The sequence below is a fragment of the Mycobacterium sp. genome, from assembly GCF_052144515.1.
Classification (GTDB): domain Bacteria; phylum Actinomycetota; class Actinomycetes; order Mycobacteriales; family Mycobacteriaceae; genus Mycobacterium.
In genome coordinates, this window is record NZ_JBKQQD010000369.1 from 23,159 (window position 1) to 49,212 (window position 26,054).

15 protein-coding genes and 1 pseudogene are annotated in these 26,054 nt (G+C 66.6%); 8 read left to right on the forward strand and 8 right to left on the reverse strand.

The features are described from left to right. Window positions 1–79 precede the first annotated feature (79 nt). The gene (locus tag ACLP9N_RS24065) at window positions 80–727 is read left to right on the forward strand and encodes a maleylpyruvate isomerase family mycothiol-dependent enzyme (RefSeq protein WP_442409740.1); all 648 of its coding nucleotides are present in this window, start codon (window positions 80–82) and stop codon (window positions 725–727) included. A 9-nt stretch (window positions 728–736) separates the two neighbouring features. On the opposite strand, the gene ACLP9N_RS24070 is transcribed toward ACLP9N_RS24065, so the two are convergent. Beyond that, a complete protein-coding gene (locus tag ACLP9N_RS24070; RefSeq protein ID WP_442409741.1) occupies window positions 737–1,873 on the reverse strand; it encodes a BTAD domain-containing putative transcriptional regulator in 1,137 nt (378 codons plus the stop codon). A gap of 159 nt (window positions 1,874–2,032) precedes the next feature. Continuing rightward, the gene (locus ACLP9N_RS24075) at window positions 2,033–2,194 is read right to left on the reverse strand and encodes a hypothetical protein (RefSeq protein ID WP_442409742.1); all 162 of its coding nucleotides are present in this window, start codon (window positions 2,192–2,194) and stop codon (window positions 2,033–2,035) included. Between the two features lie 314 nt (window positions 2,195–2,508). Here ACLP9N_RS24075 and ACLP9N_RS24080 point away from each other — a divergent pair, with 314 nt between their 5' ends. Together ACLP9N_RS24080 and ACLP9N_RS24085 are read left to right on the forward strand one after the other, a co-directional pair. After that, the gene (locus ACLP9N_RS24080) at window positions 2,509–5,835 is read left to right on the forward strand and encodes an arabinosyltransferase domain-containing protein (RefSeq protein ID WP_442409743.1); all 3,327 of its coding nucleotides are present in this window, start codon (window positions 2,509–2,511) and stop codon (window positions 5,833–5,835) included. Next, entirely contained in the window at window positions 5,832–9,083 is a 3,252-nt protein-coding gene (locus ACLP9N_RS24085) for an arabinosyltransferase domain-containing protein (protein WP_442409744.1), read from the forward strand. The genes ACLP9N_RS24080 and ACLP9N_RS24085 overlap by 4 nt, the downstream gene beginning before the upstream one ends. On the opposite strand, the gene ACLP9N_RS24090 is transcribed toward ACLP9N_RS24085, so the two are convergent. Further along, complete coding sequence (locus ACLP9N_RS24090) at window positions 9,080–10,084, reverse strand: DUF4331 family protein (protein WP_442409745.1); 1,005 nt, start codon at window positions 10,082–10,084, stop codon at window positions 9,080–9,082. The genes ACLP9N_RS24085 and ACLP9N_RS24090 overlap by 4 nt on opposite strands. A 281-nt stretch (window positions 10,085–10,365) precedes the next feature. Here ACLP9N_RS24090 and ACLP9N_RS24095 point away from each other — a divergent pair. The 5 genes and pseudogenes from ACLP9N_RS24095 to ACLP9N_RS24115 form a co-directional block, all read left to right on the forward strand. Beyond that, window positions 10,366–11,067: pseudogene (locus ACLP9N_RS24095) on the forward strand (SGNH/GDSL hydrolase family protein); the annotation flags it as partial. A 292-nt stretch (window positions 11,068–11,359) separates the two neighbouring features. Beyond that, the gene (locus tag ACLP9N_RS24100; RefSeq protein WP_442409746.1) at window positions 11,360–11,701 is read left to right on the forward strand and encodes a hypothetical protein; all 342 of its coding nucleotides are present in this window, start codon (window positions 11,360–11,362) and stop codon (window positions 11,699–11,701) included. A gap of 196 nt (window positions 11,702–11,897) precedes the next feature. After that, window positions 11,898–12,365, forward strand: a complete 468-nt coding sequence (locus ACLP9N_RS24105; protein WP_442409747.1) for a hypothetical protein — start codon at window positions 11,898–11,900, stop codon at window positions 12,363–12,365. Between the two features lie 19 nt (window positions 12,366–12,384). After that, entirely contained in the window at window positions 12,385–12,837 is a 453-nt protein-coding gene (locus tag ACLP9N_RS24110) for an FHA domain-containing protein (protein ID WP_442409748.1), read from the forward strand. 41 nt (window positions 12,838–12,878) lie between these two features. After that, on the forward strand, window positions 12,879–14,657 hold the full coding sequence (locus tag ACLP9N_RS24115) for an acyl-CoA dehydrogenase family protein (RefSeq protein ID WP_442409749.1): 1,779 nt from the start codon (window positions 12,879–12,881) through the stop codon (window positions 14,655–14,657). Window positions 14,658–14,672: 15 nt separating this feature from the next. On the opposite strand, the gene ACLP9N_RS24120 is transcribed toward ACLP9N_RS24115, so the two are convergent. From ACLP9N_RS24120 to ACLP9N_RS24140, 5 genes are all read right to left on the reverse strand, one after another. Continuing rightward, window positions 14,673–16,238: an acyl-CoA carboxylase subunit beta gene (locus tag ACLP9N_RS24120; RefSeq protein WP_442409750.1), complete on the reverse strand. Its 1,566-nt coding sequence runs from the start codon at window positions 16,236–16,238 to the stop codon at window positions 14,673–14,675. Window positions 16,239–16,246: 8 nt separating this feature from the next. Then, window positions 16,247–21,583 carry a polyketide synthase Pks13 gene (gene pks13 / locus ACLP9N_RS24125; protein WP_442409755.1) on the reverse strand — a complete coding sequence of 1,779 codons (5,337 nt, stop codon included), beginning with the start codon at window positions 21,581–21,583 and terminating at the stop codon, window positions 16,247–16,249. A 92-nt stretch (window positions 21,584–21,675) separates the two neighbouring features. Next, window positions 21,676–23,565: a long-chain-fatty-acid--AMP ligase FadD32 gene (gene fadD32, locus ACLP9N_RS24130; RefSeq protein ID WP_442409751.1), complete on the reverse strand. Its 1,890-nt coding sequence runs from the start codon at window positions 23,563–23,565 to the stop codon at window positions 21,676–21,678. Window positions 23,566–23,829: 264 nt separating this feature from the next. Beyond that, complete coding sequence (gene culp6 / locus ACLP9N_RS24135) at window positions 23,830–24,858, reverse strand: carboxylesterase Culp6 (protein ID WP_442409752.1); 1,029 nt, start codon at window positions 24,856–24,858, stop codon at window positions 23,830–23,832. A 137-nt stretch (window positions 24,859–24,995) separates the two neighbouring features. Beyond that, complete coding sequence (locus ACLP9N_RS24140) at window positions 24,996–25,910, reverse strand: esterase family protein (protein WP_442409753.1); 915 nt, start codon at window positions 25,908–25,910, stop codon at window positions 24,996–24,998. Between the last annotated feature and the right edge of the window lie 144 nt (window positions 25,911–26,054).

Here is a 26,054-nt window from a genome sequence, read left to right on the forward strand (position 1 = left end):
CCTAGGCTTGGGGTCCGTGGGACCCTTACCGAGACGGCGACGCGCGGGTGGCCCTGGCCGACGGGATGTTGGCTGCCTCATGACGGCACACGGTGAACCCACCCTGATGAGCATGGCCCGCGCCGAGCGGGCCGACTTCGCGGAGTTCCTGGCCACGCTGACGCCGCAACAGTGGGCCGCGCCAAGCCTGTGCACAAAGTGGACTGTCAAAGACGTTGTTGCGCACATGATCAGCTACGAGGAACTCGGCACCATGGGGCTGATCAAGCGATTCCTGAAGGGTGGGATAGTGCGGGCCAACCAGGTCGGCGTCGACGAGTTCGCCTCACTGAGCCCGCAGCAGCTGCTCGAATTCCTGCGCAATCATCTGACACCCCAGGGATTGACCGCGGGTTTCGGCGGCATGATCGCGCTCGTCGACGGCACGATCCATCACCAAGACATCCGGCGCACGCTTTGCCAACCGCGCGTCATCCCCGCCGATCGACTCACCCGGATTCTGCCTCTGGTGCCGGGCAACCCGCGCCTGGGCGCGGGATGCCGGATCAGGGGACTGCGACTGCGCGCCACCGACGTCGACTGGGCCCACGGCCGCGGGCCCGAAGTAATTGGCCCCGGCGAAGCGCTGCTCATGGCGATGGCCGGCCGCCCCGCGGCGCTCGCAGACCTCACCGGCCCGGGGCACGCCACGTTGGCGGTACGGCTGGGTGATCGCCCGGCCACGTGATCGATCCGCTCAGCCTGGGCGGATCTGGAAGGTGTACTCGCGACTGCCGATACGGATGAGGTCGCCGTCAGCCAGAGGGGCGCTGCCCCGGATGCGCCGACGCTGCACCTCGACGCCATTGGTCGACTTCGAGTCGTAGATGACGAAACCGGCCCCAGTGTCGATGATTACGGCGTGGTACCGGCTGACGTCGGTGTCGTCGTCGAAAACGATGTCGTTGTCGGAATGGCGCCCGATCCGGGTGGACGCGCCGTTCAGCGGATACTGACGACCCTTCGTGTCACGCAACCAGGCGACGGGGTACGCGCCGGCCACGGCGATATCCGACTCGGTGTGGTACACGCTCTGCTTGTGCGTGGTCAGGGTGGAGCGTTTAGCGACCACGGGCTCCTGCCGCAGGATGCGCTCGTGCAGCGCACTTACGGTCGGGCCGGGGTCGATGCCCAGCCCGTCGGCGAGGGTCGTCTTCAGTCGCCGATAGGCACCCAGGGCGTCCGATTGGCGCTCGGTGACGTAGTAGGCGGTGATCAGCTGCGCCCATAGCGGTTCACGATAGGGGTGCTCGGCGGTGAGCGCCTCGAGCTCGCCGATGACGGCGCCGGCGCGGCCGCAGGCGATCTCGGCTTCGGCGCGGGCGGTGTGGGCAGCCACCTTCTCTTCCAACAGCATGGCGGCATACGCATCGACGAAGGGGAAGTCGCGCAGGTCGTCGAGCACAGGTCCGCGCCATTCGCCCAGCGCGGCATGCAGGTGGTTGCTGGCGTCCTCGTATTGTCCCGCGGCCGCGGCCCGCACGCCCGCGGCCTTCTCTGCGGTGAAACGCCCCACATCGCAGTCGGTGTCAGCGATGCTGATCTGATACCCCGGCGGTGCGCTGGCCAGCACCACGTACGGATCGGCGCCGGCGCCGTGGAGCAGGCGGCGCAAGGTGGATATGTGGGACTGGATGCTGGTGCGCGCTGCCGGCACGGGATCGTCGCCCCATACCGCGTCGATCAACGAGTCGACGGACACCGGCCGGTTGCGGTTGATCACGAGCATGGCCAACACCGCCCGCTGCTTGGCGGCGCCCAACGGCACCCGGATGCCGTGGGCAGTCACCAGCAACGGTCCCAGAACGCCAAACCCGAGACCCGAGTTACTCATTGCGCCGCCAGCCTTCCGGGTACCTCCAGTCTTCAGCCCTCATTCTGACGGCAGTGTAACCACAACTGAAGGATCCGCTCGGCTACGGCGAGCCCGCGCGGGGAATTAGGGCAAACCCGCGATCACTAAAACGCGATTTGCCTGTGAATCGAGTGCCGGCTACAGGGCGGGCAGCGCGCCCTCTGCAACGAACTCGTGGAGCAGGCTCACCAGACGCTCGACCGCGATTTCGTTGGTCAGCAGGATGGGGCGCGTCCGGTCGTGAGGCTTGGTGGCTTCAGCCTTGAACGCGTCGAACCTGTTCGTAGTAGGTGCGGTCATGGCAGGTCCTCTCCCCGGTGCCTAAAGTGCCAGCGTTTGAGGTTCGTTCCCTTATCGGGTCGGTGCTAAACCAAATGTTTTCACGAAATTCAGTTGAGGCCCCGCTGGGCAGGAACCCCGCGGTCGGACGGGCCTTTGCGCCCTCGCTGACCATTGTTTTCCGGCCCCTTTTTAGGCAGGTGTCAAGTAATCCGTTGATGCCGCTATCGAAATGCCTGCGACGCGGTCGACGGCTATTCCAAATCCAGTCATCTCGCCGATCCCCGAGCGTCCATCCACAGGGTCCTTAGCCGCGTCGCTTACGATCGACCCTCGTGCCCCCTGACGGTGATGAGCGATCGCAGCGGCTACCGAGGCTGATCGCCGTCGTCGCGGGAATCGCGGGTCTGCTGTTGTGCGCCGTGGTCCCCTTGCTTCCGGTGAAACAGACGACGGCCACCATCCTGTGGCCGCAAGGCGTCACCGCGGACGGGCACGTCAATCAGGTCACCGCCCCGCTGGTGTCCGGTGCTCCGCGGGCGCTGGACATCTCCATCCCCTGCTCGGCGATCGCCACCTTGCCTCCCGAGGGCGGATTGGTGGTCTCGACTCTGCCAACCAATGGCGTGGATGCCGGCAAAAATGGCCTCTTCGTACGCGGCGACAAGGACACGATCGTGGTCGCCTTCCGCGATTCGGTGGCTGCGGTGGCGCAACGCTCAGCCGTCGCCGCCGGCGCCTGCAGGGTGCTGCACACCTGGGCCGACGCCGGCGGCGCGGGTGCGGACTTCGTCGGCATACCCGGCGCCGCCGGGACCCTCCCCGCCGAGAAGAAGCCTCAAGTCGGCGGGATTTTCACCGACTTGAAGGCCCCCGCACAGCCCGGGCTGTCGGCCCGCATCGACATCGATACCCGGTTCATCACGGCGCCCTCGGCCATGAAGAAGATCGTGATGGTCCTCGGTGCACTGGCGGTCCTGGTGGCGGTGCTCGCGCTGGCGACCCTGGATCGTCACAGCAGGGGCGCCACGCTGGTCAACTGGCGGTCCCCGATTGCCTGGCTGGCCCGGTACCGCCCGCGTGAGCACCGGATTACCTGGCGGCATGTCGGCGCGGCGGGCTGGCTCGCCGATGCCGCAGTGATCGGCACGCTGCTGCTGTGGCATGTCATCGGCGCCACCTCGTCGGACGACGGTTACAACCTGACCATCGCCCGGGTCGCGCCGAAAGCGGGCTACGTGGCCAACTACTACCGCTACTTCGGCACGACCGAGGCGCCGTTCGACTGGTATATGTCGCTGCTGGCCAAAATGGCGTCGGTGAGCACCGCCGGCGTGTGGATGCGGCTGCCGGCCACGCTGGCCGGGATCGCGTGCTGGCTGATCATCAGCCATTGGGCGCTGCGCCGGTTGGGCCCGGGAAAAGGTGGCCTGGCTACCAACCGGGTGGCGGTGTACACGGCGGGCGCGGTGTTCCTGGCCGCGTGGCTGCCGTTCAACAACGGCCTGCGGCCCGAGCCGCTGATCGCCCTCGGCGTCATCGTCAGCTGGATGCTGGTGGAACGCTCGATCGCGCTGCGGCGGCTGGCCCCGGCCGCGGTCGCGATCGTGGTCGCCATGCTCACCGCGACGCTGGCTCCGCAGGGGTTGATCGCGGTCGCCGCGCTGCTGACCGGGGCCCGGGCCATCGCCCAGACGATCCGGCGACGCCGGCCAACCGACGGGCTACTGGCGCCAGGGTTTGCGCTGGCGGCGTCGTTGTCGCTGATCACCGTGGTGGTGTTCCGCAGTCAAACGCTGGCCACGGTTGCCGAATCGGTGCGCATCAAATACAAGGTCGGCCCGACGATCGCCTGGTACCAGGACTGGCTGCGCTACTACTTCCTCACGGTCGAGTCCAACCCGGACGGGTCGATGGCGCGGCGCTTTGCGGTGCTGGTGCTCCTGATGTGCATGTTCGGGATGTTGGTGGTGCTGCTGCGGCGCGGCCGGGTGCCCGGGGTGGCCAGCGGCCCGGCTTGGCGGTTGATCGGCACCACCGCGGTCGGCCTGCTGCTGTTGACGTTCACGCCGACGAAGTGGGCGATTCAGTTCGGTGCCTTCGCCGGACTGGCGGGCGCGCTGGGTGCGGTCACCGCGTTCGCCCTCTCCCGGATCGGCCTGCACAACCGCCGCAACCTGACGCTGTACGTGACGGCGCTGCTGTTCGTGTTGGCGGTGGCCACGTCCGGCGTCAACGGCTGGTTCTACGTCGGCAACTACGGGGTGCCGTGGTACGACATCCAACCGGTCATCGCCAGCCACCCGGTGACCTCGATGTTCCTGACGTTGTCGATCCTCACCGGCCTGCTGGCCGCCTGGCAGCACTTCCGCATGGACTACGCCGGGCACACCGAAGTCAAGGACAACCGGCGCAACCGGATCCTGGCGTCGACGCCGCTGCTGGTGGTCGCGACGATCATGGTGCTCGGTGACGTCGGCTCGCTGGCCAAAGGCGCCGTGGGGCGCTATCCGCTCTACACCACCGCCAAGGCCGACCTGGCCGCCCTCACGTCCGGGCTCTCGCCCAACAGCTGCGCCATGGCGGACGACGTGCTGGCCGAACCCGACCCCAATGCCGGCATGTTGCAGCCGGCGCCGGGACAGACCTTCGGGCCGGACGGCCCGCTCGGCGGTATCAACCCGATCGGCTTCAAACCCGACGGAGTGGGCGATGACCTGAGGTCGTACCCGGTGGTGACCAAACCGGGGGTGGTGAACTCCGACGCGTCGCCCAATAAGCCCAACGCCACCATGAGTGACTCCGCGGGCACGGCCGGCGGGAGAGGCTCCGTCGGGGTGAACGGATCGCACGCGGCACTACCGTTCGGCCTCGACCCGGCCCGCACACCGGTGATGGGCAGCTACGGTGAGAATTCGCTGGCGGCCACGGCCACCTCTTCCTGGTACCAGTTACCGCCACGGACCCCCGACCGACCGCTGGTCGTGGTATCGGCGGCCGGTGCCATCTGGTCGTACAAAGAGGACGGCACCTTCACCTACGGGCAGTCGCTGAAATTGCAATGGGGCGTCGCTCGCCCCGACGGCACCACCCAGCCCCTCGCGGAGGTGCAGCCGATCGACATAGGGCCGGAGCCGGCGTGGCGCAATCTGCGGTTCCCGCTCACCTGGGCGCCCTCGGAGGCCAACGTGGCACGCATCGTGGCTTACGACCCGAACCTGAGTTCCGAGCAGTGGTTCGCGTTCACGCCGCCGCGGGTCCCGGTGCTGCAGACTCTGCAGCAATTGATTGGATCGCACACACCCGTGCTGATGGACATCGCGACGGCCGCAAACTTCCCCTGTCAGCGGCCGTTCTCCGAACACCTTGGCGTTGCCGAACTTCCGCAGTACCGCATCCTGCCCGATCACAAACAGACGGCGGCGTCGTCGAACGGGTGGCAGGCCGGTGAGGCGGGCGGTCCGTTCCTGTTCACTCAGGCGCTGCTGCGCACCTCGACGGTGTCGACGTACCTGCGCGGTGACTGGCATCGCGACTGGGGATCGGTTGAGCAGTACTACCCCTTGGTGCCGGCCGATCAGGCGCCCGACGCCGTTGTAGAACAGGGTGTGATCACAGTGCGCGGCTGGAGCCGGCAAGGACCGATTCGGGCTCTCCCATGAGCGTCACCACCGTGAGGAACCGCGAAGACATGGCGGCCCCCCGTTACGACGTGCGCGGCACGCGCTGGGTCGCGACGATCGCCGGGCTGATCGGTTTCGTCTTGTCGATCGCGACGCCGCTGCTGCCCGTCGTGCAGACCACCGCGACGCTGAACTGGCCGCAAAACGGCCAATTGAACAGCGTTACCGCGCCGCTGATTTCCCTGACACCGGTTGACGTGACGGTAACCGTGCCGTGTTCTGTGGTGCGCGCCCTGCCACCCGAGGGCGGGGTCGTGCTAAGTACGGCACCCAAAAAGGGCAAGGATGCCGCGTTGAACGCGTTGTTCGTCGTCGCCAGCAGTAAGCGCGTCGACGTCACCGACCGCAATGTGGTGATCGCCAGCGTGCCTCGGGATCAGGCGGCAGGCTCCGCAGGTGCCCCCGGATGTTCCAGCATCGAGATCACCTCCACACACGCCGGCGCCTTCGCCACCTTTGTCGGGTTGAACGATCCGGCAGGAAAACCCGTCGGCGGTGGTTTCCCCGATCCCAACCTGCGCCCGCAGATCGTCGGTGTGTTCACGGATCTGACCGGTCCCGCTCCGCCGGGGCTGCGGCTCTCGGCGACTATCGACACCCGATTCTCCACCACACCGACGACGCTGAAACTGGTCGCGATGGTGCTGTCGATCGTGTCCACCATCGTCGCCCTCGTCGCGCTGTGGCGCCTCGACCAATTGGATGGCAGGCGGATGCGCCGGCTCATTCCGGCAAACTGGCGCAAGTTCACCCTGGCCGACGCCACGGTCGTATTTGGCTTCTTGCTGTGGCACGTGATCGGCGCGAACTCCTCCGACGATGGCTACATCCTGGGCATGGCGCGAGTCGCCGGTCCCGCCGGCTACATGTCCAACTATTTCCGCTGGTTTGGCAGTCCAGAGGACCCGTTCGGCTGGTATTACAACCTGCTGGCGCTGATGACCCGCGTCAGCGACGGCAGCCTGTGGATGCGATTGCCGGACTTGGTCGCGGGTCTGCTGTGTTGGCTGCTGCTGTCGCGTGAAGTGCTTCCCCGGCTGGGGCCCGCGGTGGCATCCAGCAAAGCCGCGACCTGGGCGGCTGGCTTGGTCCTGTTGACCGCGTGGATGCCGTTCAACAACGGCCTTCGCCCAGAGCCCATCATCGCGCTTGGTTCGCTGGTCACCTACGTGCTGATCGAACGTTCGATGCGCTACAGCCGGTTGACGCCGGCGGCGCTGGCGGTCATTACCGCGGCGTTCACCCTGGGTGTCCAGCCCACCGGCCTGATCGCGGTGGCCGCGTTGGTTGCCGGCGGCCGCCCGATCCTGCGCATTTTGGTCCGTCGCCACCGCTTGGTCGGCACGTGGCCGTTGGTGGCTCCAATGCTGGCGGCCGGCACCGTCATCCTCACTGTGGTGTTCGCCGACCAGACGCTGTCAACGGTGTTGGAAGCCACCAGGATTCGCACCGCGATCGGTCCCAGCCAGGCGTGGTACACCGAAAACCTGCGCTACTACTACCTCATCCTGCCCACCGTCGACGGTTCGCTGTCGCGCCGATTCGGCTTTTTGATCACCGCGCTGTGCTTGTTCACGGCGTTGTTCATCATGTTGCGGCGCAAGCGAGTTCCGGGCGTGGCCCGGGGGCCGGCATGGCGGCTGATGGGCGTCATCTTCGGCACGATGTTCTTCCTGATGTTCACCCCGACCAAGTGGGTGCACCACTTCGGGCTGTTCGCCGCGGTGGGCGCGGCGATGGCCGCGCTGACGACGGTGCTGGTGTCGCATGAGGTGCTGCGCTGGTCGCGCAACCGCATGGCATTCGTTGCGGCGGTCTTGTTCGTATTGGCGCTCTGTTTCGCCACTACCAACGGCTGGTGGTACGTCTCGAGCTACGGCGTCCCGTTCAACAACGTCATGCCGAGACTCGACGGAATCACCATCAGCACAGTCTTTTTCGTCCTGTTCGCGATCGCGGCTCTCTGGGCGATCTGGTTGCACTTTGCGTCCACGAACCACGGTGAGGGCCGGCTGGCACGGGCGGTGACGGCAGCGCCGGTGCCGATAGCGGCCGGATTCATGGCGCTGGTGTTCATCGCGTCAATGGTCGCCGGCATCGTGCGCCAGTACCCCACCTATTCCAATGGCTGGGCCAACTTGCGCGAATTCGCCGGGGGCTGCGCGCTGGCCGACGACATCCTCGTCGAGCCGGACAGTAACGCCGGCTTCATGGTGCTTGTCAAAACAAAAGAGCCCGACAATTACGGCCCGCTGGGCCCGCTGGGTGGTGTCAACCCAACAGGGTTCACCCCCAACGGTGCACCGGAACGGACCCTGGCCGAGGCGGTCCGGGAGACGTCGGTCCCGCAGCCCGGCACCGACTACGACTGGGATGCGCCGACCAAGCTGACGGCGCCGGGCATCAACGGATCGACGGTGCCGCTGCCCTACGGCCTCAACCCCGATCGGGTTCCGCTGGCCGGCAGCTACACCACCGGCGCGCAACAGCAGAGCAGGCTCACCTCGGCGTGGTACCAGCTGCCCAAACCGGACGCCGGGCATCCCCTGGTGGTGGTGACCGCCGCAGGCACGATCGCCGGCAACAGCGTGCTGCACGGACATACCAACGGGCAGACCGTCGTGCTGGAATACGGCAATCCCGGTCCGGGCGGCGATCTGGTGCCGGGCGGGCGCCTAGTGCCATATGACCTGTACGGGGAGCAGCCGAAGGTGTGGCGCAACCTGCGCTTCGCGCGCTCCCAGATCCCCGCCGACGCGACCGCGGTGCGGGTGGTGGCCGAGGACCTGTCCCTGACGCCAGAAGACTGGATCGCCGTGACCCCGCCGCGGGTGCCGGAACTGCGCTCCCTGCAGGAGTACGTCGGCTCGACGCAGCCGGTGCTGCTGGACTGGGCGGTGGGGCTGGCGTTCCCGTGCCAGCAGCCGATGCTGCACGTCAACGGCGTCACCGAGATTCCGAATTTCCGCATCACCCCGGACTACAACGCCAAGAAGCAGGACACCGACACCTGGCAGGACGGCGTCAACGGCGGCCTGCTGGGCATCACCGACCTGCTGTTGCGGGCCCATGTCATGTCCACGTACCTGTCCCGCGACTGGGGCCGAGACTGGGGATCACTGCGCAAGTTCGACACCCTCGTGAATGCCGAGGCTGCCCAACTCCAATTGAGCACCGCCACCCGCAGCGGCCTATGGTCGCCGGGGCCGATCCGGATCAAGCCCTAGGGCTGATGCGGTGTGCCCAGATAGGGAAACTCCGCCAAGGTGTCGGTGTGCGGACTCAGCCCAGGCGGGGGTATCTCGCCTCTGGTGAGGAAATCCAGCCGGTAGTGGATCACGTCGTCGGTGAACACCCGGCCGTTCGGGTATTTGGCGGGCTTGGACGGGTCGAAGCTCAACATGTCCGGCAGGATGCCGTGCTCGTCGATCGCGGCAACGGCTTCTTCGCGGGTGTAGTTGCCGGTGTGGCCCATCAGGTGAACGAACATGTCGAGCCAACGGGCCCGGTCGTGGACCGGCTCGCTGGCGTTGTATTCCTCTTTGGTCTCGTCGGTGTTGAAGAAGCTGCTGACCGAGGGATGCCCGGCCCGATCGACATGGAGCAAGGTGGCGTCACGCCGCAGGCTGCACCTGCCCCAGATCCGGATGGCGCCGGCGCCTAGTTGCGCGGTCGGCAACTCGAGCACGGTGGAGAACACATTCGCTTCGGTGTTGGAATCGTGATGGGTCCAGGGTGAGGGGCCGCCCAGATGCGGTGCGGTGAAATTCCGCCCGCCAGAGGTGTCGAACAGATTCTTGATGCCGTCGTAGTCGAAAAAGAAGGCGTCACTTCGGGCGCCGGCGAAAAAGCTGATCTCACCGGCTCTCGCGACAGTGGGGGTTTGGCCAAATGAGACCTCAACGCTGTCGAAGATCTTCGTTCCGACGGGTTCTGGTGAGCGTGCCTGTTCGCCCGTGGCCATGAACACGTCGACCGTTTGCCGTCCGTCGCGCGGATCGGAGAACACGTAGCTGAATGCGATGTCATTGAGCAGGTCACCGTCATTGTCGATGGCCAGGCGGTAAATGGCATCGGGATGCAATGCGTCGGCCCGAGGGTTCGCGTTGAGGATCAGAACCGTGCGCGATGGGTCGGACGATGATTGGAATGCGTACAGATCGCACAGATCGAGTCGCTGGTCGTCAAGGGGCGGGCCAAGGCTTAGCCCGGTGAAATGGTTGGACATCAATCTCCTTTGAGGACTGCACTCTTCGAGGAATGTCGCAGCGGTAATCCAATCAGACTTCGCGTCGCGACGGGGTGAAACACTGGGTGCGTGGGCTCAAGGCGCCTCTTGATCGCATCGCTGGTCGGTGTGCTGGCCGCTGCGTGCGCCGGCCCGCCCGCAGGGAGCTCCGGGAGCCCGGGGAGTCCCCCTCCGGCCACGCGGTTTAACTATGTCGCCGTGGCGACTCCTTCGCCGCGGCGCCGGGGGTACCGGACCCGGCACCGCCCGCCGGGTGCCGCAAGTCGACCAACGGCTACCCGTCGATACTGGCGCGACGGCTCAATGCGACGGAGTTCGTCACCGTCACGTGCAGCGGCGCCATCACCGAAGACATCACCGTCCACGCTCAGCAGACAACGGGCGGTCCGGTCGCACGCCAGATCGACGCGGTCGACGCGAGCGCCGACCTGATCACCATCACCATCGGCGCCAACGACGTCGGGCTGCCCTCCGACGCGGAGGGCTGCGAGGTCAAATCGGCCGATCCGCCGCCGTGCATCAACGAGTTCGTCGTCGGCAATGTCGACCGCATTTCGCAGTTGATCACCGCGCAGTTGCCGGTGTGGGGCGCGCTGATCGACCAGCTGCGGGTCACGGCGCCGCACGCGCGGATCGTCGTCGTGGGGTACGGCACCTTTGTGCGGCCGGGCGGATGCTTTCCGGCGCAGCCGGTCCTGCCGCGAGACTCCGACTATTTGCAACCCAAACTAAGTGAACTTGATGACCTACAGCAGCAACTCGCCGCCGAGAAGGGAATCGATTATTTTGACACACGTTTAGTATCCCGTGGCCACGACATATGCGCTTCCCACCGCGACCGGTATATCGAAGGTTTTGTGACCACCGGTACGGCTGTTCCATTGCACCCCAATACTTTTGGCGTCACTGCGGTGGGAAATGCGCTCGCCGGCTACCTCAGGAAGCCTGGTCCGCGGGGTTGAGCGACTCCGCACGGTAACGAAGTTTCCAGTTCGTGAGGTTTTAGTTCCGCGAATCCTGTCAATTCCCGGTCCGGGATCGGGGAAAGTCGGGAATAGTTCAAGGGCACAGGGGCAAATGCGCGCGCTAACACTCTGCGGAACATCCGCCGTGACAATCACTTTATTAACCTCTTCGACAATTACTTTGGCGGTCGGCACCGCCGGCGCTAATCCTGGCGCGAACGACGCCACAAGAGTTGCTCTGGACGCGACCTTGAGAAATTGCGATTTCAGTCTCACGCGCACTCCCCCCATGGTCCCGAGTCCCATGCTTGGGACCGGCTGGGTCGAAATACACCACGCCGGGTCAACAGCAGTCGCGGAGTTGCATCTGGACACCCCCAACGAGCCGGGCGCCCACTACAACGTCGGCCTGATCGAGGAGCCTCGATCGTCATCGGCAAGATGCGGTCCCGGGGATCCGGGCACGGCCTTAACCGGCCTTGACACCGACGCGGGCGGCGTAGGCACGGCGACGGTTCAAGACGGTGTCCGGCCGGGCGCGACGGGGGTCTGGGTGATCATCGAACGCCCGGACGCCCACTCGCAGAACCCGGCCGAGTACTACACATCGGAATTTGTCGCGCCGGTATAAATTCCGCCCATGGGCGGTTTGTTTGGTGGCACGTCTTTTATCCGGTTTATTCGCGCCCACGGCGGCGGGTCAATTCGGGCTGCCCCGATGACGAACGCCCCGAGCAGACGGGACTTCGGTCCCTAGCTCGGCACCTCGATTCGATGGTCCGATACAGGACATCCGGCAACAACCGGCGTCAGATGGAGGCACGGCAATGGATGCCGCAGAAGAATCGCAGACCAGCACGCGCATGTTCGCCCGCGTGCTCGGTCCTTTCCTGGTCATTGTTGACATCACAGCTGTGGTGCGCGCGCCGGATACGAAGGCGGTGCTTTCGGAGTTCGAGGCGAATTCGCTGTGGTCATGGGTGGCCGGCGCCTTCGTTCTGATCTTCGGCCTCATCGTCGTCGCCGGTCACCAATACTGGCGAGGCGCCGCGCCGATCATCATCTCCGTGCTGGGCTGGCTTATCACGCTTCGCGGACTGCTGCTGCTCGCCTTCCCTAAGGTTTTCGTTTCGGTGGCCAACAGCATGAGCGGAGCGCAAGCATGGTGGGTGACGCTCTGCATCGCTTTCGCCCTGGTCGGGCTGTACCTGACGTATGTGGGCTGGGCTCCTGAGCCCAGCCGGTCGACATCACGGACGGCTAGAACCGGCCGGGATCTGCCGCGAGCCGCGTGATTGCGCAAAGGGCATAGGCATGATGGCCACAGAGCACAGGCGGGGCCAAGCGCATGCCGAATGGACCGCGGAAATTCCCTCCGCGGTGGAAGCTGACGTCGGCGGCGGGTTGGACTCGTCGGCAGCCGTCGCCGATGTGGCGGCGGAGGACATAGAACCATTGGCGCGCGGCATGGGGGTGCTGGTTGTGAAGCGGGGCCTCTACGCCGGATCGCACTTCCGATTGGATCGGCCCGTCATGACCGCCGGCAGGCATCCCGAAAGTGACATCTACCTCGACGACATCACAGTGAGCCGCAGGCACGCCGAGTTTCGAAGGGAGAACGGCAAATTCCAAGTCGTCGACCTCGGCAGCCTGAACAGCACCTACGTCAACCGCGAACCCATCGACTCGGCGGTGCTGGCGGATGGCGATGAAGTCCAGATCGGCAACTTTCGTCTGGTCTTCTTCGCCGGACCACCGATGAATTGACACCCTTCACCGAGCGTGCCGACTGTAATACCGTCGCGGACATGAGTGAGTACGATTCCGAGGCCGTCGACCGGCTGCCTTTTTCGACTCCGGAAAAGTCGCAGCGCTACCAGACCGACAATTACCGCGGGGCCGTCGGCCTGAATTGGTACCTCACCGATCCGACGCTGCGGTCCACGATGGGCTACTACCTGCCGCCCGATGAGCTGGCTGTTGTCGAGCCTCAGTTGATCAGCATCGGTGCGCTGATGGGCGGTCCGGTGGCGCGGTGGGCAGATGAGACCGACCGCAACCCGCCGCGGCTGGAGCGCTACGACCGGTGGGGGCACGACATCAGCCGGGTCGTCATGCCGGCGTCGTTCACCGAGTCGAAGCGGGCGGTCCTGGATGCGCAGAAGACGCTTCGCACCGAGGCGCGGGCCGCCAAGGTGGGTTCACCGCTGGCGATGTTCGCGTCCAACTATCTGCTCAACCAAGCCGACATCGGGATGGGCTGCGCGCTCGGCACCGGCGGCGGCATGGTGCAGTCGCTGGTCGCCGCCTACGCGCCCGCCGATGTCAAGGAGCATGTGCTGGGCAAGTTCGAGTCCGGTGAATGGGCGGGCGAGACGGCGCAGCTGCTGACCGAGCGCACCGGCGGCTCCGATCTGGGAGCGCTCGAAACGACGGCGACACAAAGCGGCGACGGCTTCACGTGGATACTCAATGGCTTCAAGTGGTTCGCGTCCAACTGCGCGGGCGAGGCGTTTGTCGTGCTGGCAAAACCGGAGGGCGCCCCCGACTCCACCCGTGGCGTCGCCAATTTCCTCGTGCTGCGCACCCGCCGCGACGGTTCACGCAACGGGGTGCGCGTGCGGCGTTTGAAGGACAAGCTGGGCACTCGCTCGGTGGCCTCCGGTGAGGTCGAGTTCGTCGACGCCGAGGCGTTTCTGCTGTCCGGTGAACCGTCCGCGGACGCGGGCCCGTCCGACGGCAAGGGCCTTGGCCGGATGATGGAGCTGACCAACGCGGCGCGGCTGGGTATCGCCTTGTTCGGGCTCGCCAACGCGCGTCGCGCCCTAGTCGAATCGCTGTGCTATGCCCGCCAGCGGCGGGCATTCGGCGGGGCTTTGATCGACAAGCCGCTGATGCGGCGCAAGCTGGCCGAGATGATCTTCGACGTCGAAGCGGCCCTCGCGTTGGTGTTCGACGGCACCGGGGCGACCAACCACCGCCAGCCGCGCGGCATGCGTCAGCGCATCGCGGTACCGGTCACCAAGCTCAAGGTGTGCCGGCTCGGGATCACCGCGGCATCGGACGCCATCGAGATCCACGGCGGCAACGGCTACATCGAAACATGGCCGGTGGCAAGGATTTTGCGCGACGCGCAGGTGAACACCATCTGGGAGGGCCCCGACAACATTCTGTGCCTCGACGTGCGGCGCGGCGTCGAACAGACCCGCGCGCACGAGACGCTGTTGGCGCGCGTGCGCGACGCGGTGTCGGTCTCCGACGATGACGAGACCACTCGCTTGGTCGGCAGCCGCATCGAGGACCTCGACGCGGCGATCACCGCGTGGACGAAACTGGACCGCAACGTGGCCGAGGCGCGGTTGTTCCCGCTGGCCCAATTCATGGGCGACGTCTACGCCGGTGCCTTGCTCACCGAGCAAGCCGCCTGGGAGCGGGAAACCCTTGGCTCAGAACGCAAGTCACTCGTCGCCCGGCTGTACGCGTTGCGGTATCTCGCCGATCGCGGGCCGCTGCGCGGCATCGACACCGACTCCGACGAGGGGCTGGATCGCTTCGACGAACTCGTCGACGGCGCACTGCGGATGTAGCGCTCGCCGTTGGAACTAGATCGGAAGCAGCGAGTGCTTGCGCCCCACCCGCCACCACAGCTGCTTGTCTCGCAACAGATGTAGCGACTTGCGCAGCAGCAGCCGGGTTTGGTGCGGGTCGATGACCGCGTCGATGAACCCACGCTCGGCGGCGATCCACGGGATGGCCATGTTGAGGTTGTAGCCCTCGACGAAGTCTTTCTTGATCGCCTGCGCCTCGGGCGTAGTCGGGTCGGGGAACCGCTTCATCAGCAGCTGCGCCGCACCCTCGGCGCCGATCACCGCGATGCGCGCAGTGGGCCAGGCGAAGTTGAAATCCGCGGTCAGCTGCCGGGAGCCCATCACCGCATACGCGCCACCGTAGGACTTGCGGATCGTGATCGTCACCTTCGGCACGTCAGCTTCCACCACGGCAGATAGGAAACGCCCGCCGCGCTTGATGATGCCGTTCTTCTCCTGCTCGGCCCCCGGCAAGAAGCCGGGTGTGTCGACGACGAACACCAAGGGGATTTCGAACATGTCGCAGAACCGGATGAACCGGGTGGCCTTGTCGGAGGCTTCGTTGTCGATCGACCCAGACAGGTGCATGGGCTGGTTGGCCACCACACCGACCGGATGGCCGTCGACCCGGGCGAACCCAGTGATGATCGCCGGCCCGCCCTGCGCGGCGACGTCGAGGAAGTCGCCGTCGTCGAAGATCCGCAGCAGCATCTCGTGCATGTCGTAGGCCATGTTGTCGGAATCCGGCACGATCGAGTCGAGTTCCAGGTCGGTCGGGGTGATCTCCGGCTCCAGCCCGGGGTTGACGATCGGCGGTCTGTCGAAGCAGTTGGACGGCAGGAACGACAAGAAGTCACGGACGTACTGGAATGCCTCGGCCTCGGAGTCGACAACCTGATGAATGTTGCCGTAGCGGGCCTGGGCGTCGGCGCCACCCAGCTCGTCGAGGGTAACCTCTTCGCCGGTGACTTCCTGGATCACGTCGGGCCCGGTGACAAAGAAATAGCCCTGGTCGCGCACCGCGACGAGAAGATCGTCCTGGATCGGCGAATAGACCGCTCCCCCAGCGCATTTGCCAAAGATGAGGGAGATCTGCGGCACAATCCCAGACAACAATTCGTGGCGGCGGCCCAGCTCGGCGTACCACGCCAGCGAGGTGACCGCGTCCTGGATCCGGGCGCCACCCGAGTCCTGGATGCCGATGATCGGGCACCCGACAATCGCGCACCACTCCATCAGCCGCGCCACCTTGCGGCCAAACATCTCGCCGACCGTGCCCTGAAACACCGTCTGGTCGTGGGAGAACACCCCGACCGGCCGGCCGTCGATCATGGCGTGCCCGGTGACAACCCCGTCGCCGTACAACGCGTTGGGATCGCCCGGGGTACGGGCCAGCGCACCGGTCTCCAGGAAGGTGCCCGGATCGACCAGCGCATGGACGCGGGCGCGGGCACTCGGGATGCCCTTCTTTTCGCGCTTGGCGGCGGCCTTCTCACCGCCGGGCTCTTTGGCCAACTCCAGGCGAGCGCGGAGCTCGGCCAGCTTCTCCGCGGTGCTGTGCTGGATGGGAGCTGGCGCCATCTCCGTCACTACTTGCCGACCTCAGTTGTCCGGCTGCGTTCTGACTCGATCGCATGCTCGATCTCGTTCAAAGCCTGGCTCATGTGTTCGCCCACCTTCGCGATGATCGGCTCATCGATGGCCTGAATGTGCTCGCCACCGATCGGCACGATCTCGAGGTCGGAAACATACTCGCCCCAGCCGCCGTCCGGTTTGCGAACGGCGTACCGCGGCTCGAACATGATCGCGTCGTCATGGTAGCGATCGGCCATGTAGAGGGTGACATGCCCGTCGTATGGCTGGATCTGGGCGGTGTCGATCGCTCGGTTGTCCAGGTACGACGTGCGCTGGTGCTCGATGATCCCGGCCGGGATCTGCACCCCGCTCTGACTCACGGCATCCAGCACGAACCGGATCTGCCCCTCGTCGTCCAGCTCCTCGAGCTGTTCGTAGGGGATCGCCGGGATGGTGACGTTGAAGGTCCTCTCGGCAAACCGGGCGTAGCGGTCCCAGCGCTTGCGGACCTCCTCTTTGGTCTGCGGGACCTCCTCGCCGGCGCGCACCGCGTCGATCAAGCCCACCCACTGGACGTCCTTGCCGAGCCGCTTGAGCCCGATCGCGCACGCGTAGGCCAGCACACCGCCCAGCGACCAGCCGGCCAGGATGTAGGGGCCGTCGCCCTGCATCTCGATCAGCTTCGGAACGTATTGCGCCGCACGCTCTTCGATCGACCCCTCGACGCGTTCGAATCCGTACATCGGGGTGTCGGCCGGCAACCGGTTGAGCAGCGGCTCGTACACCACCGTCGAGCCGCCGGCCGGATGGAACACGAACACCGGGGGTTTCGAACTGCCCTCGGCCCGAGGCCGGAGGGTGCGGACGAACCCGTCGATCTGCCCCGCCTCCAGGTAGACGCGCACCTTCTCGGCGAGCGCCTCGATGTTCTCCGACGTCAACACGTCCTCGGCGGTGATCGGACCTTCGGCGCGCTCGGAGAGCCGCTGCGCCATCTTCGCGGCGCTGTCGTCGTCCAGCTTGGGCAGCGTGTTGAAAATGCCGCCCGGGGACTTGCCGGTGACGATCGCCCAGGTGGCGAAGGTGACCCGCTCGGCGGCGTCACGCGGAGGAATGTCGGCGTTGAGCGCCTTGGCAACCACTTCTTGGTTGAGCGCCTCGGCCGCCCCCTTCAGATCCGGAGCCTGACTCGGCTGCCCGCCGTTGGCTGTGGACCCAGAGGGCCCAGAGGGCCCTGAGGGATCCGTCGGCGGCGGCGGAATCGGCAGGTCCGACACCGGCGGCGGGGGCGCCTGCTCGGGCTCGGCAGCCGCTTCGGGCTCCGTCTTGGGCCCGCCGTGCAGCAGCTCGGCTTGCGCCCTGGCGATCTCCTCGGCCGTCTGAGTCCTCTGGTGCTCGTGCAGCTGCTCGACCTCGTCGCGGTGCTCGATCGCGTACTCGATCAGCTTCTCGACGTTGTAGAGGTTCGCGTCCCGCACCGCGGTGAGCTGGATCGGCGGCAGGTCGAAGTCGTACTCGACGCGGTTCTTGATCCGCACCGCCATCAGCGAGTCCAGACCCAGCTCGATCAGCGGCACCTCCCACGGCAGGTCCTCGGGCTCGTAGCCCATGGCCGCCGCGACGATCGTGCCCAGCCGCTCGGCGATGGTTTCGCCGGACTCCGGCGACCACTTGGTGAAGCCGGCCGGCATGTAGCGGGTGGTCAGGCTGTCCGCGAGCGTTTCGGCGTCGTGGTCCTCGCCGGCACTGATCGCGGCCGCCCGCGGATCCCCGCCGGGCGCATCGCTGACCGGCGCGACGATGGTTGGCTCGGCCGTGATGGCCGTGCCGGCGCCGACTTGGGCATAAGTGGTCGGCAGCACCGACGCGACGCCGCCGCGGCTCACCAGCGCGTCGTACACCAGCGTGAAGGACTCGTCGACACGCGCGTGCACCTGGACCGACGCGCCGCCGGGGTGACGGGTCAGCGTCGTGACCAGTCGGGAACCGTACGCGGGCACCGCCCGCTGCTCGGCGGCGGTCAGCTGCGCATCCGGGATGACTTGGGCCGCAGCGAGCTTCACCAGGTCGGCCAGATCCGTGGTGGTGCGGGGCGCGTATTCCCAGACGTGGCGGCCGTCCGGCAGCGCGACGTGGGACCCCGGCGGGAGCACCGAGCCGTCGCCGGAGAAGTGCACATCCAGCCAGTGCTCTTTGCGCTTGAATCGAGTCGGCGGGATGTTCGCGTAATCTTCTGGTCCGGCGGGCCCCCTGGCGGCGCTGAATAGCGTCCGGGGGTCCAGGTCGTGGCCGTACACGTAGAGCTGGGCCAGGGTCGACGTGATCGACTCGACCTCGTCCTGCTTGCGGGCCAGCGTCGGGATCAGCTGGGCGTCGTGCAGCCCGGCGTCCGCCGTCGTCAGACCCACCTGCATCAGCGCCACCGGGTTGGGCGCCAGCTCCAGGAAGGTGGTGTGGCCGCTGTCGACGGCGTTGCGGATGCCGTGGGTGAAGTAGACGCTGTGCCGCAGCCCCTTCTTCCAGTACTCGACGTCGTGGATCGGGTCGCTGCCGGGCTTGACGTAGCTGCCCTCGTGCACCGTCGAGTAGATCCCCGCGGTCGGGCTCATCGGCTTGATGCCCTGCAGCTCCGCGGTGAGCTCGCCGAGCAGCGGGTCCATCTGCGACGTGTGGCTGGCGCCCTTGGTCTGGAACTTGCGGGCGAACTTCCCCTCCGATTCCGCGCGGGCGATGATCGCGTCCACCTGTTCGGGCGGGCCGCCGATGACGGTCTGGGTGGGAGCGGCGTAAACGCACACCTCCAGGTCAGGGAAGTCGGAGAACACCGTCTTGATCTCGTCGGCGGAGTACTCCACCAGCGCCATCAGCCGGATGTACTCACCGAAGAGCATCGCCTCGCCCTCGCCCATCAGGTGCGAGCGCGAGCAGATCGCCCGGGTGGCGTCGGGCAGCGACAGGCCGCCGGCGAAGTACGCCGACGCCGCCTCGCCCAGCGACTGGCCGACGACCGCGGCGGGTTTGGCGCCGTGGTGCTTGAGCAGCTCGCCCAGGGCGATCTGGATCGCGAAGATGGTGACCTGGGTTGTCTCGATGCCGTAGTCCTGCGAGTCGTCCAGGATCAGCTCGAGCACCGAATAGCCGAGCTCGTCCTGAACCAGCGCGTCGACCTTCTCGATCCACTCAGCGAACACCGGGTTGCGCAGGTACAGGCTCTTGCCCATCTTGCGGTGCTGCGCGCCGAATCCGGCCAGCACCCACACCGGGCCGTTGGTGACCGGGCCGTCGACACTGAACACGTTGGGCCGCTGCTTGCCCTCGGCGACCGCACGCAGACCCTTGACGGCCTCCTCGTGGTTGTGCGCCAGCACCACTGCGCGCGAACGGCCGTGGTTGCGCCGCGACAGCGACCGGCCGATCGACTCCAGCGACGACGCCTGGCCCTCCGGGCTTTCCATCCAGTCCGCCAACTCGGCGGCGGCGGTCTTCTTCCGCGAGGTCAGGAACGCCGACACCACGAGCGGGACCAGCGGCTCCGAAGCCTCTTCCGCCGCAAGCTCTTCCAGCGCGACTTCCTTGAGCCGCAGCGCCTCGTCGGTGACACCCGGCAGTTCCGGCTCCGGCTCCTCGGCTCCGGCTTCGTCGGCGATGATATTCCCGAAGTCGTCGAACCGCAGCGAGTGGCTTTCCAGCGCGGGGGCCTCGGTGGGAGTGGTCTCGGCGGCCTTGACCTCCGTCTGCCTAGGCTCTGCCTCACGCTCGATGACGTCGCGCGGCAAGACCTCGCGCACCACCATGTGCGCGTTGGCGCCGCCGAAGCCGAAGCTGGACACACCGGCCAGCGCGTAGCCGCCGTAGCGCGGCCAGTCGGTCACGGTGTCGATGACCTTGAGGTGCATGGCGTCGAAGTCGATGTACGGGCTGGGCCCGGCGAAGTTGATGGACGGCGGCAGTTTGTCGTGCTGCAGCGAGAGCACCACCTTGGCCATGGCGGCCACACCCGCGGCCGACTCCATGTGCCCCACGTTGGTCTTTATCGCACCCAACAGCGCGGGCCGGTCTGCGGGCCGTCCCCGGCCGACGACCCGGCCCAGCGCCTCGGCCTCGATCGGGTCACCGAGGACGGTGCCGGTGCCATGCGCCTCGATGTAGTCGACGGTTCGCGGATCGATACCCGCGTCCTTATAGGCCCGGCGCAGCACCTCGGCCTGCGCGTCCTGGTTGGGTGCGATCAGGCCGTTGGACCGGCCGTCGTGGTTGATCGAGCTACCGGCGATGACGGCCAGGATCTGGTCGCCGTCGCGGCGGGCGTCGTCGACCCGCTTGAGCACCAGCATGCCGCCGCCCTCGGAGCGGGTGTAGCCGTCGGCGTCCGAGGAGAACGATTTGATCCGGCCATCCGGGGCGAGCACCGCGCCGATCTCGTCGAAACCGAGGGTCACCGCGGGAGTGATGAGCGCGTTGACGCCACCGGCGACCGCCACGTCGCACTCGCCGTTGCGCAGCGCCTGCACCGCCTGGTGAGTCGCCACCAGCGAGCTCGAGCAGGCGGTGTCGACCGCGAGCGACGGGCCGCGGAAGTCATAGAAGTAGGACACCCGGTTGGCGATGATCGAGGTGGCGTTGCCAGTGATGGCGTAGGGGTGCGCGACGGTCGGGTCGGACACCGCCATGAAGCCGTAGTCGTTGCTCGAGACGCCGACGTACACGCCGACGGCCGTACCGCGCAGGCTCGACGCCGGGATGCGGGCGTGTTCGAGTGCCTCCCAGGTCAATTCGAGCGCCATTCGCTGCTGCGGGTCGATGTTGTCGGCCTCGGTCTTGGCCACCGCGAAGAACTCGGAGTCGAAGCCCTTGATGTCCTTCAGGTAGCCGCCGCGGGTGCGCGCCTGATTGATCCGTTCGGCCAGCCGGGGCTCTTCGAAGAACTCCGACCAGCGGCCCTCGGGCAGGTCGGTGATGGCGTCGCGGCCTTCCAGCAGCGCCTGCCAGGTTTCCTCGGGGCTGTTCATGTCGCCTGGCAGCCGGGTGGACAAACCCACGACCGCGATGTCGACACGCTCGGCCGGGCCGGTGCGCGTCCAATCCAAAGCGTCTGAATCGTCGTCTTCCCGTTCGGGCTCGCCCTCGACGATCCGGGTCGCCAGCGATTCGATGGTCGGATGCTGGAAGGCCACCGCGACCGACAGCGTGACGCCGGTCGTGTCTTTGATGTCGGCGGCCATCGCCACGGCATCCCGTGACGACAGGCCCAGTTCCACCATCGGAACCGACTCGTCGATGTCGTCGGGTGACTTCCCGACGGCCTTGCCCACCCAGTTGCGCAGCCACTGCCGCATCTCGGGGACCGTCATGTCGGTCTTGTCGGCGGGCAGGTTCGCTGGGGCCCCTTCGTTCGGTTGGGGATCTTCTATCTCAGTCATAAGTGCCTAAATGGTTGCTGGACTCAGGATTCGGTGGCGAACACGGTTGGGGAGCCGATGCCGCTGCGCAAGCTGCCGTCCAGGTAGGCGGCACGGCATGCGCGGCGGCCGATCTTTCCGCTGGAGGTCCGCGGAATCGTCCCGGCCGACACCAGCAGCAGGTCACGCACGGTGACCCCGTGCCGCACGGCGATGGCGGCCCGGATGTCGTCGGCGATGGGTTGGTAGTCGAGTTTGTGCGTACCGGCGGCCCGCTCTGCGACGATCACCAGCTGCTCGGAGGTGTCCTCGGCGTCGAATTTCAGGCCCGCGTGCGGGTCGTCGAACACCGCTTGGGGTAACTGGTTGGCCGGGACCGAGAAGGCGGCCACGTAGCCGGTCCGCAATGCCTTGCTGGATTCCTGCGCCGAGTACTCGAGGTCCTGCGGGTAGTGGTTGCGGCCGTCGACGATGATCAGGTCCTTGATTCGGCCCGCTATATAGAGGTGGTCCTTGTGATAGGTGCCGTAGTCGCCGGTGCGCACCCAGAGCCCGTCGTCGGGAGCTCCCTCGGCGCGCGATTTGGTGACACGCGACTTCAGGATGTTCCGGAAGGTCTGGGCCGTCTCTTCTTCCTTGTTCCAGTAGCCGATGCCCAGGTTCTGGCCGTGCAACCAGATCTCGCCGATCTGCCCGTCCGGCAGCTCACTGGCCGCTTCGGCGTCGACGATGACCGCCCACTCGTCGACACCGACCTTGCCCGCGGAGACCTGCGCGACGGCGTTCGGCGCGTCGGGGCCCACCTCGACGAAGCGTTGGTTGTTCAGTTCGTCCCGGTCGACGTAGATGACCGTCGGCGGCTCGTTGCCCGGGGTGGTCGAGACGAACAGCGTCGCCTCGGCCAGACCGTACGACGGCTTGACCGCGGTGTCCTTGAGACCGTAGGGCTTGAAGGCTTCATAGAACTTGCGCATCGACGCCGGTGACACCGGCTCGCTGCCGTTGAGGATCCCCTTGACGTTGCTGAGGTCCAGTGGCGGCTCATCGTCGCGCGGCAGGCCGCGTAGAGCGGCGTGCTCGAAAGCGAAGTTCGGCGCGGCCGAGAAGACGCCGCCGGTCTCGCCGGGCTTGCGCGCGAGTTCGCGGATCCAGCGGCCGGGGCGGCGGACGAACGCGGCGGGCGTCATAAAGGTGAAGCTTTGGCCGAGCATCGGAGCACACAGGGCCGTGATCAGGCCCATGTCATGGAAGAACGGGAGCCAGCTGAGACCCCGGTCGCCTTCGGCGCCCTCCAGGGCGACCAGCGTCTGCAGCACGTTGGTCGGCAGGTTCAGATGGGTGATCTGCACGCCCGTCGGTGTGCGGGTGGAGCCAGACGTGTACTGCAGGTAGGCGGTCGTGGTCTCGTCGGGCGTGGGCTCCTGCCAGGTGGAGCCGACCTCGGTGGGCACCGCGTCGACGGCGATGACGCGGGGCCGCTCCCTGGTCGACCGGGCACGGATGAACTTGCGCACACCTTCGGCGGAGTCGGTGGTGGTCAGGATCGTCGACGGGGAGCAGTCGTCGAGCACCGCGTGCAACCGGCCGACGTGACCCGGCTCGGCGGGGTCGAACAGCGGCACCGCGATCCGGCCGGAATACAGCGCGCCGAAGAAAGAAATGAGGTAATCCAGGTTCTGCGGGCACAGGATGGCGATGCGATCGCCCGGCTGGGTGACCTGCTGCAGGCGCGCTCCGACGGCGCGGTTGCGGGCGCTGAAGTCGGACCACAGAATGTCGCGTTCGATGCCGTCGCGTTCGGTGGAGAAGTCCAGGAAGCGGTAGGCCAGCTTGTCCCCACGAACCTTCGCCCACCGTTCGACGTGCTTGACGAGGTTGGTGTTGTCCGGAAACCGGATCTTTCCATTGACGATGAACGGGTTGTGGTACGCCATGCCGCCCTCTCCTGTTACAACACAACATCTCAATCGGCTGCGCCGACGGTTGTCTTCGGTTGGCTCCGCCAAGGACTACCTAGGACTACCTACCGCCACGCGCGCGAGCCGCGACCCGATCGGGTCAACACACACTTCTCTTATCGCTCTTACTTTTCTCTTAATGTTACGGCGCGGCGTGCGGCAGACCAAATCACAAGGTACCGCCGATTTGGTCACTATCGGGGTACTGGAAGCTGTGTCCTGCTGTCCATCGGATGCTGGTCATCCGTGTTTGGGATGTGGCGCGCTGTCGATGAGCCCGTGCGCCCAGTTCAGCGTCCAATCGGTCGCCGTCGTCCCGTCGAGGTTCCAGAACTGCGGAGTGGCGTACATCGCATGGATCGGCTGGCCCCCGTTGCCGGCCAGCGTGCTCAGCGTGTTGGACAGGTTGGCGATGCTGAACGCCTCGGCCGGGGCGGCGCAGATCAGGTCGCCCGGGGCGCAGATCTCATTGGTCTTGCCGTCCAGCGCGCCGAAGCCGCCCGGCCGCGCCCCGGTCATCGTCAAACCCATCCCGGAAAGAATTGGCACTTCGTGCAGGGTGATCTCGGCGCCCTCACCCGGCGGGTCGGGCCCGATTTCCTTACCCACCCCCTGCTCGCGACGGCCGTCGGCAATCAGCGTCACGCCGAGCACCAGGTCGTCGTCGACGGGTCCGCGGCCGTTGCCGATATCGCTGGCGATGTCACCGGCGATCACCGCGCCCTGCGAGAAGCCCATCAGCACGTAGCTGGTCAACGGGCACTTGGTGTTCATGTCGGTCAACTCTTGGACGGTCGCGCGGGTGCCTTCCGCCCGGCTGTCGTTGTAGGACATCTGCTGGTCGGCGCCCAGTGGATTGTGGAACTGCGCCGTGTAGGGAGTCGTATACGTCTGCAGGCGGGAGGACGGGTACTGCTGGCCGAGCGTCGCAGCCACGTTGTGCAGCAACGCATTCGGGAACTGCATCGGATTGAGCGGGCTGTCCTGCAGCGACGATTCCCAGGTACCGGGAACGTCGACCAGCAGCACGTCCGGGCAGGACGCGTCCTGAGAGGCGGGTCGGGGCTTGTGCGGATGGCCCGAGCCAGACGTCGGGGGCACCGCCCCGGGCGGCACCGCGCTGGGCGGGGTCTCGGGGCTGCGCAGCATGACCACCACGGCGAAGATGACGAGTCCCACGACGGCAGCCATTGTCCCGGCCGCGACCCACGCCAGAACTCGGTGGCGTTGACGACGCGCGGTGGTGGTCTTCTTGGCCTTGTTGGCCATACGAGCGGTCTCCTGCTAGCAGAGTCGGTAGGTCGCAGCTTGATAGCAGCCAAGCGGCCGTCCCGCCCTCTGCTGCACTCCACTACACGGTACCGGCTCACGGCACGGGCACCGCCGGTGTCGCAGCCGCTCTGCTCCTAGCGGATGGCGCCGACGATATCGCCCGACATGGCACCCAGCTGCCCGCTCCACGAACCCCAGCCGTTGTCGCCGCCGCCCGGGAAGTCGAAGTGGCCGTTGTGCCCGCCGACGTTGCGGTACTGTTGGTAGAAGGTCAGGTTGGTGCCCTGCGCCGTTTCCGATTGGCCGATCATGGCGGCGGGATCGCTGGCGCCCCCGGTCTTCGGGCTCCACACCCAGATCCGGCTGTTGTTCTGGGCCAGCAGGGCAGCGTGCACCCACGGGTCATGCCACTTCCACCGGCCCAACTGCGCCGCACCCCACATGGCCTGGGTGTTCACCCCGCCGAACTGCTGCATGCCCGCGGTGATCGCGCCGTTCACCGAGGTGTCCGACGGGTAGAGGAAGCCCGACAACGAGCCGGCGAAACCGAACCGGTCGGGATGGAAGCAGGCCAGTGCCATCGCGCCGTAGCCGCCCTGGGCGGCGCCGACGACGGCGTGGCCGCCCGGAGCCAGGCCCCGGTTGGCGGCCAGCCAATCGGGCAGCTCGCTGGACAGGAAGGTCTCCCATTGCTTGCTGCCGTCCTGCTCCCAGTTGGTGTACATGCTGTACGCGCCACCGGCGGGCGCCGCCACCGAGATCCCCTTGCCGCCAAGCGTGTTCATCGCATCGCCCGCGGTGACCCAGTTGCTGACATCCGGGCCGGCGTCGAAGGCATCCAGCAGGTACACGGCGTGCGGGCCGCCGGCCATGAAGGCCACCGGGATGTCACGCCCCATTGCTGCCGACGGCACCATCAGGGTTTCGTAGCCCGCGGCGCGGGCTTTGCCCGTGGTTGCCGTCGTGACCGTGACGCCGCCCACCGCGATTGACAGTGCGGCGGCGCAGAGCACCCGCAGCACCGCCGACAGACCCCGTACACCCCTCATGCCTACCTCCCTCGTCTATAGCTGTCTGAAACACTATCCAGCCAGGGTGGGTCACGGAAGCCCGGGTAGTGAACCCCGTCACATCCGGGCCAACACCGGGGCCACGCCGGAGGACGCAGAACGGCTGACGGCGGCGACCCGGAT